The sequence below is a fragment of the Bradyrhizobium sp. 76 genome (assembly GCF_023073025.1).
Classification (GTDB): Bacteria; Pseudomonadota; Alphaproteobacteria; order Rhizobiales; family Xanthobacteraceae; genus Bradyrhizobium.
This window is the reverse complement of the sequence record NZ_JADPIS010000149.1, coordinates 922,448-937,475: the sequence shown is the minus strand read 5'-3', so window position 1 is coordinate 937,475 and position 15,028 is coordinate 922,448. Positions and strand designations below refer to the sequence as shown.

Genomic DNA, 15,028 nt, shown 5'->3' with positions numbered 1-15,028 from the left:
ACATCTACTAATTGCAAACCGAATTTATTCACGCGAATTTGTTTGGGAGCGTCAATGTCCCGCGAGAACGATGGTTTTGTCTTCCATCGCGGCCTGCTCCAATGGGTCCCGGATGTTGTCTATCGGGCCATCAACTTCTTTGTCAGATGGGACAAACTGCCGAGGCTGCTCGGAGCTGCCAATCTCTCGGCGTTCCGCGACCGGCTGCGGGAGCACAATCTGCACCATACCGGCTACGGCACGACATCGCCTCGCTGGAGCACGGGCAATGACCGCTGGCGTTCCGCCGACGGCTCGTTCAACAGCCTCGACCATCCGCGCATGGGTATGGCTGGCGCGCGGTTCGGACGCAATTTCGCGCTGCCTGAATGCGTGCCGGACCGCCTGGACGACCTGCTCGAACCCAGTCCGCGCGTGATCTCGGAGGAGTTGCTGGCGCGCCGCGAATTCATTCCCGCGACCAGCCTCAATCTGCTGGCCGCCGCCTGGATCCAGTTCGAAACCCATAATTGGTTCAGCCATGGGGCCCCTAAGTCGAGAAACGAGTTCAAAATTCCGCTGAAGCCAAACGACGAATGGCCTGCGGATGAGCGGATCGACGGCTGCATGAAGATCCGTCGGACCGTTTGCGACGAGACGCCACGTGAACCATGGCTCGGCGCGACCCCCACGTTCCGCAACCTCAACTCGCACTGGTGGGACGCCGGACAGATCTACGGCAGCGACCGCGCGAGGCAGATGCAGATCCGTTCGCGGGCAGATGGGAAGATCGCAGTCGGCAATGATGGGATGCTTCCAGCCGATCCGGTGCATCCGGGCGCCGATCTCACCGGCTTCAACGACAATTGGTGGGTGGGGCTCAGCCTGCTGCACAACCTCTTCGCACGCGAGCACAATTTCATCTGCGACGGCTTGAAGGCGCGGTATCCGACCTGGAAGGACCAGGAGCTATTCCAGCGCGCTCGCCTGATCAACGCGGCCCTGATCGCCAAGATCCACACCGTCGAATGGACGCCAGGCATCCTCGGCCATCCCGCACTGGACTTCGGCATGCACGCCAACTGGTCGGGGATCCCGTGCCGGGTGCTGCGCGCCGTGCTCGGCAAGAACAGCGAAGCCGCCTTTGGCATCATCGGCTCTCCGACGGATCAGCACAGCGCGCCCTATGCGATGACCGAGGAATTCACCGCCGTGTACCGCCTGCACCCGCTGATCCCCGAAACGATGGATGTACGGCGGCTCGATAGCACAGAGATTACCCCTAGCGACTTGGTCAATATGCAGGGGCGCGCCTCCCGGGAGTTCATGCAGACTCACGGCTTCGTCGACCTGCTGTACTCGTTCGGCACCGCTCATCCCGGCGCCATTCGCCTCCACAATTATCCCAACTTTCTGCGCCGGTTCACGAAAGACGACCAGCCGCTGCTCGACGTGGCGGCGATCGACATCATGCGTGATCGCGAGCGCGGCGTGCCGCGCTACAATCGGTTCCGCGAACTGGTCGGCAAAAAGCGAGTCAAGACGTTCGAGGAAATCACCAGCATCCCCGGCGCGGCCGGGAAGATGCGCGCGATCTACAAGGGCGACGTCGATCGCGTTGATCTGATGGTCGGACTATTGGCCGAGGACCTGCCGGACGGTTTTGGCTTCAGCGATACCGCCTTCCGCATTTTCATCCTGATGGCATCGCGGCGTTTGAAGAGCGACCGGTTCTTCACCGATGACTACCGGGCGGAAGTCTACACCAATTTCGGTCTGGACTGGATCCACAACAACGGAATGAAATCGGTGCTGCTGCGGCATATGCCGCAACTCGGACCGGCGCTCGAGGGTATCAACAACGCCTTCGCGCCGTGGAACGTGCTGCGACGCTGAGCCTTGGCCCTCTGCAAAGTCGCAGCCGCCCTAGCACCCGAGCTTGTCCGCGATTCCGACAAAATCCCTGGCGACGATGTCCCAATTGCCGGTGGCCTCGAAATCGACTTTCTGGAGCGGACCGTATTCGGTCGGCCGCGCCACGAAGGCCGTCTTCAGCCCGTTCTTCTGCGCGGCGGCGAGATCTCCGTTGTGGGCGGCGACCATCATCACCTCTTCCGGCTTGAGGCACAGCAGGCGCGCGGCGCCAAGATAGGTTTCGGGATCGGGCTTGTAGTGCTCGAACAGCTCGGCCGACATGATGAGGTCCCAGGGAAGCCCCGCGAACTTTGCCATGTTGGTCAGCAGCGCGACATTGCCGTTCGACAGCGGCGAGATCACGAATTTCGTCTTCAACCGCGTCAGGCCCGCGACGCTGTCGGGCCACGGGTGCAGGCGGTGCCACCCCTTGGTGAGGTGATCGAGATCGGCTTCGGTCAGGCCTTGAATCGAAAATTGCGCGACCAGCTTTTCCAGCGAGCGGCGATGCAGATCATCGAGCATGACATAGCCGCGCTCGGGATGTTTGCGCACGTCATCCATCGAAGCCATGTACATGCCGCGCCAGCCGTCGACCAGTGCGGTCCAGTCGGCGGAGATGCCGCGGCCCTTCGCCCACCACATGAAGTCCGTGATCAGGCTGGTGCGCCAGTCGACGACGGTGCCGAACACATCGAAGACGAGCGCTTTGACGACGGACAGATCAGACATGGGCGCTCCCCTGATTTTTTTTGTTGTCATTCCGGGACGCAACGAAGTCGCGAACCCGGAATCCAAAAGTTGTGGCGCGAGATTCCGGCTTCTCGCTTTGCGAGCCCCGGAATGACGGAGAAAATCAGTCCAAATGGAACTTCGCCAGTTCGCGGTGCTCGGCCTTGATGTAGCGTACGGTGCCGGTGACGGAACGCATCACCACCGTCTCGGTCTCGATCACGCCGTCCTTGCGGAATTTGACGCCTGACAGCAGCGAGCCCGTGGTGACGCCGGTGGCGGCGAACAGGCAGTCGCCGCGCGCCATGTCCTCGATGCCGTAGATCATCTTGGGATCGTTGACGCCCATCTTGGCGGCGCGCTCCCGCTTTTCGTCGGAGTCGAGGATGAGACGGCACTGCATCTGGCCGCCGATGCAGCGCAGCGCCACGGCCGCGAGCACGCCTTCCGGCGCGCCGCCGGTGCCGAGATACATGTCGACGCCGGTATTGTCGGGGTCGGCGCAATGGATCACGCCGGCGACGTCGCCGTCGGTGATCAGGCGCACGGCGGCGCCGGTCGAGCGCACGCTCTCGATGATGCTGGCATGGCGCGGACGGTCGAGCACGAGCACGGTGATGCCGTCCGGCTTGACGCCCTTGGCCTTGGCGAGGCGGCGGACGTTTTCGGCCGGCGTCGCATCGAGCTCGACGACGCCCTTGTCATAGCCAGGACCGATCGCGAGCTTCTGCATGTAGACGTCGGGGGCGTGCAACAGCGTGCCGCCGTCGGCCATCGCCATCGTGGCGATCGAGCCTGGCATGTTCTTGGCGCACAGCGTGGTGCCTTCGAGCGGATCGACGGCGATGTCGACCTGCGGGCCGGCGTTCATGCCGACCTTTTCGCCGATGAAGAGCATCGGCGCCTCGTCGCGCTCGCCCTCGCCGATGACGATGGTGCCCTCGATCGGGAGCTTGTTGAGCTCGCGCCGCATCGCGTCCACCGCGGCCTGATCGGCCGCCTTCTCGTTGCCGTGCCCGCGCAGACGCGCCGAAGACACCGCCGCCCGCTCCGTCACCCGCACGATCTCCAGCGTGAGAATGCGCTCGAGCAATGCTTGCGGCGGGACTGAAATATGGGTCGACATCGGCTCACTCCTTCGAAACAGTTTTGGACGGACATCTCCGCCGCATCAACTCGTAACACCCACAGTTCGTTCGAACCGTGTCATTGCTTAAGCATGCTCAGTTCTTCTCGATCCGTATCACCTGCGGCCGTCCGCTGATCACCTTGTCCTTCTGCACGGCCGCGAGCGCGCGGCGCACGGCGTCCTCGTGCGTGGCATAGGTGATGAGGATGACGGGCACCGGGACCGCCTTCCCGTCTGCCGGCGCAGCGCCGCCATTGGGATGGCGCTGCACGATCGACTCGATCGAAATCTTCTGCTCCGCGAGCCGCGTCGCGATCGCAGCCGCGGTGCCCGGGAAATCGCGGGCCAGAAGGCGGATATAGTAGCCGCCCTCGTGGCGCTCCATCGGCGCCTTCTTGGTATCGCGCAGCTGCGAAATCGGCCGGCCGAACGGATTGGCGCGGATGCCACGCGCGACGTCGGCGATGTCGGCCACGACGGCGGATGCGGTCGCCGCTCCCCCGGCACCGGGGCCGACCAGCGTGATCGGCGGGATGCCTTCGCCATCGATCGTGACCGCATTGGTGACACCCATCACCTGCGCGATCGACGAGGATTTCGGAACCATGGTCGGATGGACGCGCTGCTCGATGCCCTTGGCGGTGCGAACGGCGACGCCGAGCAGCTTGAGCCGGTAACCAAGATCGTCGGCGGCACGGAGATCTTCCGGCGCGATGGAGGAGATACCTTCGACATACACCGCGCTTTGAGCAACTTTCGTGCCGAAAGCGAGGCTGGCGAGAATGGCGAGCTTTTGCGCGGTATCGTGGCCGTCGACGTCGAACGACGGATTGGCCTCGGCATAGCCGAGCCGTTGCGCGTCCTTCAGGCATTCGGCGAAGGACAGGCCCTCCTGCTCCATCCGGGTCAGGATGTAATTGCAGGTGCCGTTGAGGATGCCGTAGACCCGGTCGATGCCGGTTCCGGCAAGACCTTCGCGTAACGTCTTGATGACAGGGATCGCAGCGCCGACAGCTGCCTCGAAATTCAGCGCGCCGCCGTGCTTTTCGGCGGCCTTTGCCAGCTTGAGGCCGTGCTTTGCCAGCAACGCCTTGTTGGCGGTGACAACGGACTTGCCGGCGTTCAGCGCAGCTTCCACCGCCGCCAGCGCGGGATCGCCGGAGCCACCCATCAGCTCGACGAAGCAGTCGATGCCGGGATGCGTGGCGAGGGCAAGCGGATCCTTGACCCATTCGATGCCGCGCAGATCGACGCCGCGCTTCTTCGCCTTCGAGCGCGCGGTGACGGCGACCACCCGGATGCCGCGGCCGCTGCGGCCGGCAAGCACGCGCGCCTGCGTTTCAATCAGACGGACAACTTCGGCGCCCACGGTGCCGAGCCCCGCTATGCCCACTTTCAGGGGTGCAACCATGATGCCTTGGAAAACCTGCGGAAGAGAACTTAACGCCGAGTGGCGAGCGGAACGACGTTGTGCAACGTTTCGATGCCGCTTTCAAGGAAGCGGCGCACGCCGCGCGCGGCCTGCCTGATCCGTTGCTCGTTTTCCACCATGGCGATGCGGACATATCCTTCACCATGCTCGCCAAAGCCGACGCCGGGCGAGACCGCGACACCGGATTTCTCAACCATCAGGGTCGCGAACTGCATGCTGCCGACGCTGCGGAAGGCTTCCGGCAGCGGCACCCAGGCAAACATCGACGCTTCCGGCGGCGGGATCTCCCAGCCGGCACGGCCGAACGATTCCACCAGCGCGTCGCGCCGCTTGCGGTAGGTGTCGCGCATCTCCTTGATGCAATCGTCCGGTCCGTTCAGCGCGGCGGTCGCTGCGACCTGGATCGGCGTGAACGCACCGTAGTCGAGATAGGATTTGACGCGGCCGAGTGCCGCAATCACCCGCTCGTTGCCGACCGCGAAGCCCATACGCCAGCCAGCCATCGAATAGGTCTTCGACATCGAGGTGAACTCGACGGCGACGTCCATCGCGCCCGGCACCTGGAGCACCGACGGAGGCGGGTTGTTCTCGTCGAAATAGACCTCGGCATAAGCGAGATCGGACAGGATCAGGATCTCGTGCTTCTTCGCGAATGCGACCAGGTCCTTGTAGAAATCGAGGCTCGCGACATAGGCGGTCGGGTTCGAAGGATAGCAGACGACGAGCGCCAGCGGCTTCGGGATCGAATGCACGATCGCCCGCTCGACCGCCTCGAAGAATTGCGGCGTCGGCTCCGAGGGCACCGAGCGGATCACGCCGCCCGCCATCAAGAAGCCGAAGGCGTGAATCGGGTAGCTCGGATTCGGACAAAGGATGACGTCGCCGGGCGCGGTGATCGCCTGCGCCACGTTGGCAAACCCCTCCTTGGAGCCGAGCGTCGCCACCACCTGGGTGTCGGGATTGAGCTTCACGCCGAAGCGGCGGGCGTAGTAGCCGGCCTGGGCCCGGCGCAGCCCGGGAATGCCGCGGGAGGCCGAGTAGCGGTCGGTGCGCGGCTTGCCCAGCGTCTCCTTCAGCTTCTCCAGCACGTGCGCCGGCGCCGGCAGGTCGGGATTGCCCATGCCGAGGTCGATGATGTCGGCGCCGGCATTCCGCGCGGCTGCCTTGGCCCGGTTGACCTGTTCGAACACATAAGGCGGAAGGCGGCGGATGCGGTAAAACTCTTCCATGGCTCTCTCGGCTCCGGGCAACCGGTCAGGACAGAATCGACAGGCCATAAAAGACCAGGCGGAAAGGCGCCCGCATCCCTCGCGAAAATTACTCAAGATCAAATACTTAGAGCAATTATCGACGACGCTGACTGAAGTCGTTCGCCCTGACTCTCGGCTGAACTAAGGTCTTTTAGCACGGCGAGGCGGAGGCGCCAGCGATTACCTTGCAGCGCCCTATTTCGCGTCCTTGGTGGCAACCGCCTGACGGTCGCGCGCGGCAGCAAGTTCGGCCTCGATCTTGGCGCGTTGGTCCGGCGGCATCACCGCCTGATCGCGATCCGGCGGCAGATCGTGCACCGGCAGATAGCTACCGGCCTCCCTGGGATGCGCTTGCGCATCGGAAGGCGTCATATCCGCGAGCTGGCTCGAGCAGCCGCCCAGGGCGAGCGTCGCCATCAGCAGCGCGCCACAGATCCGTCGCGACTTTTGCAGGTCCCTCAACGCCAACACCAGGGAAATCCCCACTTCGTCCCAAAGCACGGCCCCGGGCAACCTTACCCAAGTCCGCGCCCAAGCTCAAACCATTGCTGCCCAAATGGTCCGAGCGAGAAAATAGCCCCGGTCCACCAAGCCGAGCGGTGCGGCTCGATTGTGACGGAACCAAGAAAATTTATCGCACTGCAACACATCTTCGAGAGTGTTTAATGCCAAACATGCGAGCTTCGCGGTGACGAATACGGAATGAATCGTTACTGTTCTGCTCATGAGTATGGCCACGACCGATACGCCCAAACCCGAGACGAAGTTCGATGCGGAAGCCTTCGCGATAAATGTCGCGCGGGCGATGGAAAGCGGCGGCAAGGCGCTCGCCGCGTACCTGAAGCCGCGCGAGAGCGGCGAGGTGCAGGATCGTCCGCCGGCGGAGCTTACCGAGGTCGTCAAGACCTTCACTGCCGTCGCCGAATACTGGCTGTCGGATACGTCGCGGTCCTCCGTACTCCAGACCAAGCTCGCCAAGGACTATCTCGATCTCTGGGGCTCGGCGGCGCGCCGCATGGCCGGTCAGGACGCCCCGCCCGCGATCGCGCCGTCGCCGCGCGACAAGCGCTTTGCCGATCCGGAATGGAAGTCGAACCAGTTCTTCGATTTCCTGATGCAGCTCTACCTGCTCACGACCAAATTTGCGCAGGAGCTTGTGCGCGACGCCGAGGGGCTCGATCCGCTGACCCGCCGCAAGGCCGAGTTCTACGTCCAGCAGCTCACCAACGCGATGTCGCCCTCCAACTTCGTGCTGACCAATCCGGAAGTGCTGCGCGCGACGGTGGCCAGCAGCGGCGAAAATCTTGCGCGCGGGCTGAAGATGCTGGCCGAGGACATCGCCGCCGGCAAGGGCACGCTGAAGATCCGTCAGTCCAATCCGGACAATCTCGTCGTCGGCGTGAACATGGCGACGACGCCCGGCAAGGTGATCTACCAGAACGAGATGATGCAGCTGATCCAGTATGCGCCGGCGACGGAGAACGTGCTGCGCACGCCGCTCCTGATCATCCCGCCCTGGATCAACAAGTTCTACATCCTCGATCTCAAGCCGGAGAAATCCTACATCAAGTGGTGCGTCGATCAGGGCATCACCGTGTTCGTGATCTCATGGGTCAATCCCGACAAGCGGCTCGGTGCCAAGAGCTGGGAAGACTACATGAAGGAAGGCCCGCTCACGGCGATGGACGTGATCGAGAAGGTCACCGGCGAGATGAAGGTGCACACCGCCGGCTATTGCGTCGGCGGCACCATGCTCGCGACCACGCTGGCCTGGCTCGCCGAGAAGCGCCGCCAGCGCGTGGCCTCCGCGACGTTCTTCGCGGCACAGGTCGACTTCACCCATGCCGGTGATTTGCTCGTGTTCGTCGACGAGGAGCAGATCGCATCCCTCGAGCAGGACATGAAGGCGGCGGGCGTGCTCGAAGGCTCGAAGATGGCGATGGCCTTCAACATGCTGCGCTCCAACGATTTGATCTGGTCCTATGTCGTCAGCAACTACCTCAAGGGCCAGCAGCCGAGCGCGTTCGACCTGCTGCACTGGAATTCGGACGCGACGCGCATGACCGCGTCGAACCATTCTTACTATCTGCGCAATTGCTATCTGGAGAACCGGCTCTCGACCGGCACGTTGGTGCTGGACAACACCTTGCTCGATCTCTCCAAGGTCATGGTGCCGATCTACAATCTCGCAACCCGCGAAGACCATATCGCGCCGGCGGAATCGGTGCTGTACGGCTCCCAGTTCTTCGGCGGCCCGGTGAAATACGTGCTGTCCGGCTCGGGCCACATCGCCGGCGTAGTCAATCCGCCCGCCTCGAACAAATACCAGTACTGGACCAACGACAACGCGAAGTCCGCCAACGTCGCCGAGTGGATGAAGGGCGCGGTCGAGCACAAGGGCTCGTGGTGGCCGGACTGGCGGCAATGGCTGGGCGCACTCGATCCCGAGGAAGTCCCGGCCCGCACGGTCGGCAGCGAGGCGTTTCCCCCGATCGAGGACGCGCCCGGCAGCTATGTCAGGGTTCGCGCATAGCAGAATCTTCCGCGCTTTCGTATAAGCTCCACGCCTGCAGCAGAAATTGATGAGGGGACCGGGTTATGACGCGTGAATTGTTCTGGCTGACACTGACGGTGGTCCTGACCGGAATCCTCTGGATTCCCTACACCATCAACCGCTGCCAGATTCGCGGTCTCGGTGGCGCGATGGCCAATCCCTCGCGCACCGACAAGCCGCAATCGGAATGGGCGAACCGCCTGATGTTCGCGCATGACAACGCCGTCGAGAACCTCGTGCTGTTCGCGCCGCTGGTGCTGATCCTGAACGCGATCGACTACTCCTCGCAATGGACGGTGCTTGCTTGCGCCGTCTATTTCTGGTCGCGCGTCGCGCATCTGATCGTCTATGCGCTCGGGATCCCAGTGTTCCGCACGGTGGCCTTCACCGTCGGCTTCATCGCGCAGGCCGTGCTGGCCGTCGCGATTTTCAAGGTGGTTTGATCGGATCTCCGATGGCTTAGCGCCTGCAACAAAGGGGTGAAATGCTCGAAGGCCTGCCGCGGCCGCCGGTGTTGCCAAAGGATGACAGTGCGACAAAAACAGGGATGCGATCCCTAGGCTGACACGAAGGATCACCCATCCACAGGTATATTTGCCCATCGCATTGATGATTCGGGGCAAACATGAATTGGAAGATTGCATCCGCGCTCGCCGGCCTCTCGCTCGCGGCCGTCGCGACCCAGGCCAGTGCCGCAGATCTCGCCGCCCGTCCCTACACCAAGGCGCCGCCGATGATCGCGGCGATCTATGATTGGAGCGGCTTCTACATTGGCGCCAACGGCGGCTATGGCTCGTCGCGCAATTGCTGGGACCAGACTGTTGGTTTCGCGCCCGGCGTTGCGGAAGGCTGCCATGACGCGACGGGCGCCGTCGCCGGCGGCCAGATCGGTTATCGCTGGCAGAGCAGCGCCTTCGTGTTCGGCCTCGAAGCACAGGGCGACTGGGCCGATCTCTCGGGCCGGAACACCAGCACCGTAGCCGGCGTCGCGAACCGCACCCGCGTCGATGCTTTCGGCCTGTTCACGGGCCAGGTCGGCTACGCCTGGAATAACGCACTGCTTTACGTGAAGGGCGGCGCCGCCGTCACCCGCGATCGCTACCGCGGTATCGGAACGGGTGGTCTGGCCGGAGCCGAGTTCGATCATGCCGACGACACCCGCTGGGGCGGCACGGTCGGCATCGGCATCGAATACGGCTTCGCCCCGAACTGGTCGGTCGGCCTCGAATACGACCATCTGTTCATGGGCCGTCACGACGTCACGCTCACTTCCAACGGCGCGCTGACGCCGGTCGGCACGTTCTCACGCACCGACCGCATCGGCCAGGACGTCGATTTGATCACCGCCCGCATCAACTACAAATTCGGCGGCCCGATCATCGCGAAGTACTGAGGAAGCGTCTCGCAACCGTCATGCCCGGGACAAGCCCGGCCATGACGAGCAGCGAATGTTGCTGCTACTCGTCAGCGCATTCGATCGTCTATGCGCTCGGGATCCCGGTGTTCCGCACGGTGGCCTTCACCGTCGGCCTCATCGCGCAGGCCGTGCTGACCGTCGCGATTTTCAAGGTGGTTTAAGATCAGGCCTTGTTGTTTTAGATCAGGCCTTGCGAACGACGAGATGCAGCATGTTCGCCGGCGTCTCGTCAAAGCTCTGGATCACGTTCCTGTCCGACGACAGCGTGATCCATGGGCCTGCGCTGGCGTAAGTCGCATCGAGCCATTCTGGCGACGCATAATTGTAATAGCGCCCGAGACTGTCCCGGCCGTCGCCCTCGCCCATCTTGTAGCTGGCATAGAATACGGCTGACGGCCTGAGCGCACGATGAATCCGCGCCAGGATGCTGGCGAGTTCGTCGCGCGGCACGTGCAGGAGACAGGCGCTGGCCCAGACGCCGTCATAGGCCTCGTGCGCGTCAAGCTGGTCGAACCGCATCGCCTCGACGGCATGACCGAGCCGCTGCGACGCGATCTCGGCCATTTCAGGCGAGCCGTCGGTGGCGCGCACCGAAAAACCTTCGGCCAGCATCACCGCCGAATGATTGCCGGCGCCACAGCCGAGCTCGAGGATCGAGCCGCCGGACGGCAGCAGAGCAAGAAAGCCTCGCAGCCGCGTCGAGGGCGCCTTCGCCCAGTCCGCATAGGACCGGGCGTTGCTGCGATAGAATTGCAAAGTCCCTTCGTCCACGGCGACCACTCCGATCAGGGAAACAGCGCGATCTGCTCCAGTCCAGCGGTCTCGGGGAATCCGAACATCAGGTTCATGTTCTGGATCGCTTGACCGGCCGAGCCCTTCACCAGATTATCGAGCACCGAAATCACGATGGCGCGGTTCTTGATCCGGTCGGCGATGACACCGATCTGGACATAGTTCGAGCCGCGTACGTTCTGGGTCTGCGGCAGCACGCCCTTCTTGACGACATGCACGAACGGCTCTTTCGCGTAGGCTTTCTCGAGGGCGGCCCGCAAATCGTCCGGCGTCGCGCCGTTGAGCTTGACGTAGGACGTGCAGAGTTCGCCCCGCGACATCGGTATGAGATGCGGCGTGAAATTGACGGTCACGCTCGCGCCCGCCGCAACGCCGATCTCTTGTTCGATCTCCGGCGCATGCCGGTGCGTGCCGACCGAATATGGCGAAATCCCCTCGCCCGCCTCGCTGAATAGCGTGTTCTGTTTCAGGCCGCGTCCGGCGCCGGTGACGCCTGACTTGGCGTCGATCAGGATGTCATCGACGTCGATCAGTTTTGCTTTCGCCAGCGGCACCAGCGCCAACAACGCTGCCGTCGGATAGCAGCCGGGACAGGCGACCAGCCGCGCCGCGGTAATCTTCTCCCGATAGAATTCGGTCAGGCCGTAGACGGCTTCGCCCTGCAACTCGAGCGCCTGATGTTCGTGGCCGTACCACTGCGCGTAGGTTTCCTTGTCGCGCAGCCGGAAATCGGCGGACATGTCGAGGACCTTGATCTTCGGGTTGGCCTTCAGCACGGCCGCGATGATCTGCTGCGTGGTGCCGTGCGGCAGTCCGCAGAACACCGCGTCGAGCTTGGTCCAGTCGACCTTTTCCCATCCCACGAGTTGGGGCAAATCCAGCATGAAGAAATGCGGAAACACCTCGCTCATGGCCTTGCCGGCATGGGTATTGGCGGTGAGTGCCGTGATTTCCGCATTCGGATGCCGCGCCAGCAGGCGCACCGCATCGGCGCCGGTGTAGCCGGAGGCGCCGAGAATGCCGATTTTCTTCAAACTCATCACACGTTCCTTTCAGGCGTCGCTGGATCGTCTTGCCGGAGTAGAAAGTTGCAGCGTCGCTTCGTCCACCGGACCGGTCTGGCAGGCAACGCTCATCGGCTACTCCTCGGCAAGGCCCAGCATCAGCCGCATGTTCTGCACTGCCGCGCCGGACGCGCCCTTGCCGAGATTGTCGAGCCGGGCGACCAGCACCGCCTGGTGGTACTTGTCGCTGGCGAAGACGTAGAGCTCGAGCGTGTTGGTCTCGTTGAGCGCTTCCGGCTCGATTCGGCCGCCCCTGGTCGCCTCGTTTTGCAGCGGCATCGCCGAGACGTATTTTGAGCCGGCGTAACGCTTTGCCAACGCGGCCTGGAGATCGGCACTGCTGGGCTTGCCGGGCAGCGTGTCGAGCTGGAGCGGCACCGACACCAGCATGCCCTGCCGGTAGTTGCCGACCGACGGGATGAAGATCGGTCGCCGCGTCAGGTTCGAATAGAGCTGCATCTCCGGCAGGTGCTTGTGCTCGAAGCCGAGGCCGTAGAGCTCGAAGGACGGCGCACTGCCGTCCTCGAAACTCGCGATCATCGACTTGCCGCCGCCGGAATAGCCGCTCACCGCATTGACGGTGACGGGATAGTCCGCAGGCAGCAGGCCGGCATCGACGATCGGTCGCAGCAGCGCGATCGCGCCGGTCGGATAACAGCCGGGATTGGAGACCTTCTTCGCAGCCTTGATCTTGCCAGCCTGATCCGGCGTCAGTTCCGGAAAGCCATAGGCCCAATCGGGCGCGACCCGGTACGCGGTCGATGCATCCAGCACCTTCGGGCCTGACGGTCCCATGCTGTCGATGAGCGCAACCGTTTCCCTGGCAGCGTCGTCCGGCAGGCAGAGGATGACGAGATCAACCTCCTCCATCAGCGCCTTCTTGGCCGCGGGATCCTTGCGCTTGTCGTCGGCGATGGTCTTCACGACCACGTCGTTCTGCAGTTTCAGCCGCTCGTTGATGCCGAGCCCGGTGGTGCCGGAGCCGCCGTCGACGAAGACGGTGGCGGGCTTTGTCGCAGCGCCCGGCTTCGGGGCATTTTTGGTATCAACGAGGCTGGCTTCAGAAAAGGTCATGGCGCGCTCCTTTCGAGCGTGTTGGTTTCGGACGCGAAGGCCTCCGGCCTGACGTCCTGCATCAGTTGCGCGATCTCCCTGGCGTCGGCATGGGCTTGCGCGCCAAGCGCGTTGGCGATCGCCGTATAGTCGGCGTCGGACTTGTGCTGGTTGAGCTTGAAGCTGCCTTCGACCTCTTCGACCGTCATGACCAGACCCACGATTCCCTTCTTCAACGCCTCGAGCCGCCCCGCCGTCATTTTGGCTGAGGTCCACGGCTTCTTCGGCAACAGCCAGCTCTCGAACTTGTCGCTGAGCGTGTCGATCTGCACGGCCAGTTCACCATCCGACAACAACCGCACCGGCCCGGTCAGATGGACCGACTGGTAGAGCCAGGTCGGCACCTGATCCGGCGAGACGTACCAGTCCGGTGACACGTAGGCATCGGGGCCGTTGACCGCGAGCAGCCAGGAGGTCGTCCCGTCCGCAAGCTTTAGCAGCGGATTGTGACGGGCGACGTGAAAGGCGGCATGCGGCGTGCCGTCGGCGGCATAGGTCAAATAGAACGGAATTGGCGAGGCGATCGGCTTGAGGCCGTCGAACGCGCACATGGTGCCGAAGCCGCGCGTGTCGGCGAACTTCAGGCTCGCGGCGCGGTCCTGCTTGAAAAAGGGTGGCGTGTACATCGTTGTCTCCTGCTGGGCCTCCTTGGGGCCGCCGGATCAGATCGCACTGACAGGAGAGAGAATGCCGCGGATCGGATCCAGCGGCAAAGACGATGATCTCAAACGCGATCGACCGCCCAAACCGCTAAAGAGCGGCGGCGGCGACGGGCGAACAAAATAGTCGCGGCGTTGATCATGGCGCGGGGCTATAGGGCCAGTTGCGGTTCGCGTCAAGGTTCGGACGTCACACCACCCGCCAGATCCATTCCATGATCTTCGCGATCACGTCGCCGAACAGCAGGAGCGCCGCCGACCAGATGAGCGCCGAGACGAAATTGGCCGCCTGGAAGCTCCAATAGGGCATCTCGAAAATGCCGGCTGCGAGCGGCACGGAGGCACGCAAGGGACCGAAGAAACGGCCGATGAAGATGCTCGGCACGCCCCAGCTGCGAACGAAGGCCTCGCCCCGGGGCAGGAGTTCCGGATAGCGCGAGAGCGGCCACATCTGCGCGACCTTCTCCTTGTAGCGGTAGCCGAACCAGTAGGAGACCCAGTCGCCCAGCGCGGCGCCGATGCCGCCGGCGATCCAGACCGGATAGAAGCTGATGCCGCTCGCGCCGATCAGCGCGCCGATCGCGACCAACGCGCCCCAGGCCGGGATCAGCAGCGAGATAAAGGCGAGCGACTCCCCGAAGGCGAGCACGAACACGATGGGAGCTGCCCATGTCTGGTGAGCGCGCACGAAATCCGCCAGCGCGTGCGCAAACTGCTCCATTCAAAATAGCCTTTCCGCCCTGCCCGAAGGTGCTGTTCGATGAAAAGGACTGGTAAGCCAAGGACTTGTGTGACATCAAGTCACAAAGTCCGGTCCAGACCGGACCGGACCGTCACATTGCCGGGAATTCGTTGGGGGTGCGGCGCAAAATCGCCGGGATTGGCTCCCAACCACACCGCCCGGCCCGCCCTGCGATAACCTTTCCAGGTCAGAAGTGGCATAGTCGGCCCAACCGATTCGCCGCTCATGCGGCCCTCAAAACGCATAAAGAT

General features: G+C 63.3%; 14 protein-coding genes and 1 pseudogene. 5 read left to right on the top strand and 10 right to left on the bottom strand.

Annotation, left to right across the window (positions count from 1 at the left end; all coding sequences use genetic code 11):
• Positions 1–54 precede the first annotated feature (54 nt).
• A complete protein-coding gene (locus tag IVB48_RS40020; RefSeq protein WP_247408700.1) occupies positions 55–1,875 on the top strand; it encodes a peroxidase family protein in 1,821 nt (606 codons plus the stop codon).
• A gap of 30 nt (positions 1,876–1,905) precedes the next feature.
• Here the strand turns inward: IVB48_RS40020 and IVB48_RS40015 are convergent, their stop codons facing one another.
• The 5 genes from IVB48_RS40015 to IVB48_RS39995 form a co-directional block, all read right to left on the bottom strand.
• Positions 1,906–2,625, bottom strand: coding sequence for a haloacid dehalogenase type II (locus IVB48_RS40015; RefSeq protein WP_247408698.1), 720 nt, complete (start codon positions 2,623–2,625; stop codon positions 1,906–1,908).
• Between the two features lie 124 nt (positions 2,626–2,749).
• Positions 2,750–3,751 carry a class II fructose-bisphosphatase gene (gene glpX, locus IVB48_RS40010; protein WP_007609885.1) on the bottom strand — a complete coding sequence of 334 codons (1,002 nt, stop codon included), beginning with the start codon at positions 3,749–3,751 and terminating at the stop codon, positions 2,750–2,752.
• Positions 3,752–3,848: 97 nt separating this feature from the next.
• A complete protein-coding gene (locus IVB48_RS40005) occupies positions 3,849–5,165 on the bottom strand; it encodes a homoserine dehydrogenase (protein WP_247408688.1) in 1,317 nt (438 codons plus the stop codon).
• Between the two features lie 29 nt (positions 5,166–5,194).
• Positions 5,195–6,415 carry an LL-diaminopimelate aminotransferase gene (locus IVB48_RS40000; protein WP_027569882.1) on the bottom strand — a complete coding sequence of 407 codons (1,221 nt, stop codon included), beginning with the start codon at positions 6,413–6,415 and terminating at the stop codon, positions 5,195–5,197.
• A 216-nt stretch (positions 6,416–6,631) separates the two neighbouring features.
• Positions 6,632–6,907 carry a hypothetical protein gene (locus IVB48_RS39995; RefSeq protein WP_027517741.1) on the bottom strand — a complete coding sequence of 92 codons (276 nt, stop codon included), beginning with the start codon at positions 6,905–6,907 and terminating at the stop codon, positions 6,632–6,634.
• A gap of 253 nt (positions 6,908–7,160) precedes the next feature.
• On the opposite strand from IVB48_RS39995, the gene phaC reads away from it, so the two are divergent.
• From phaC to IVB48_RS39975, 4 genes and pseudogenes are all read left to right on the top strand, one after another.
• Positions 7,161–8,969 carry a class I poly(R)-hydroxyalkanoic acid synthase gene (gene phaC, locus IVB48_RS39990; RefSeq protein ID WP_247361198.1) on the top strand — a complete coding sequence of 603 codons (1,809 nt, stop codon included), beginning with the start codon at positions 7,161–7,163 and terminating at the stop codon, positions 8,967–8,969.
• 65 nt (positions 8,970–9,034) lie between these two features.
• Positions 9,035–9,433: an MAPEG family protein gene (locus tag IVB48_RS39985; protein ID WP_027569880.1), complete on the top strand. Its 399-nt coding sequence runs from the start codon at positions 9,035–9,037 to the stop codon at positions 9,431–9,433.
• Positions 9,434–9,615: 182 nt separating this feature from the next.
• The gene (locus tag IVB48_RS39980) at positions 9,616–10,383 is read left to right on the top strand and encodes an outer membrane beta-barrel protein (RefSeq protein WP_247408684.1); all 768 of its coding nucleotides are present in this window, start codon (positions 9,616–9,618) and stop codon (positions 10,381–10,383) included.
• 74 nt (positions 10,384–10,457) lie between these two features.
• Positions 10,458–10,568: pseudogene (locus IVB48_RS39975) on the top strand (MAPEG family protein); the annotation flags it as partial.
• 22 nt (positions 10,569–10,590) lie between these two features.
• Here IVB48_RS39975 and IVB48_RS39970 read toward each other — a convergent pair.
• The 5 genes from IVB48_RS39970 to IVB48_RS39950 all read right to left on the bottom strand — a co-directional run bounded on the left by IVB48_RS39970 (position 10,591) and on the right by IVB48_RS39950 (position 14,756).
• Positions 10,591–11,178 carry a class I SAM-dependent methyltransferase gene (locus tag IVB48_RS39970; protein ID WP_247408682.1) on the bottom strand — a complete coding sequence of 196 codons (588 nt, stop codon included), beginning with the start codon at positions 11,176–11,178 and terminating at the stop codon, positions 10,591–10,593.
• A gap of 14 nt (positions 11,179–11,192) precedes the next feature.
• The gene (gene argC / locus IVB48_RS39965; RefSeq protein ID WP_247408680.1) at positions 11,193–12,239 is read right to left on the bottom strand and encodes an N-acetyl-gamma-glutamyl-phosphate reductase; all 1,047 of its coding nucleotides are present in this window, start codon (positions 12,237–12,239) and stop codon (positions 11,193–11,195) included.
• Between the two features lie 99 nt (positions 12,240–12,338).
• Entirely contained in the window at positions 12,339–13,337 is a 999-nt protein-coding gene (gene argC / locus IVB48_RS39960; protein ID WP_247408678.1) for an N-acetyl-gamma-glutamyl-phosphate reductase, read from the bottom strand.
• Entirely contained in the window at positions 13,334–14,002 is a 669-nt protein-coding gene (locus IVB48_RS39955; protein WP_247408676.1) for an FMN-binding negative transcriptional regulator, read from the bottom strand. Before IVB48_RS39955 ends, argC (IVB48_RS39960) begins: the two co-directional genes overlap by 4 nt.
• Before the next feature lie 223 nt (positions 14,003–14,225).
• Entirely contained in the window at positions 14,226–14,756 is a 531-nt protein-coding gene (locus IVB48_RS39950; protein ID WP_027569874.1) for a DedA family protein, read from the bottom strand.
• Positions 14,757–15,028: the final 272 nt, after the last annotated feature.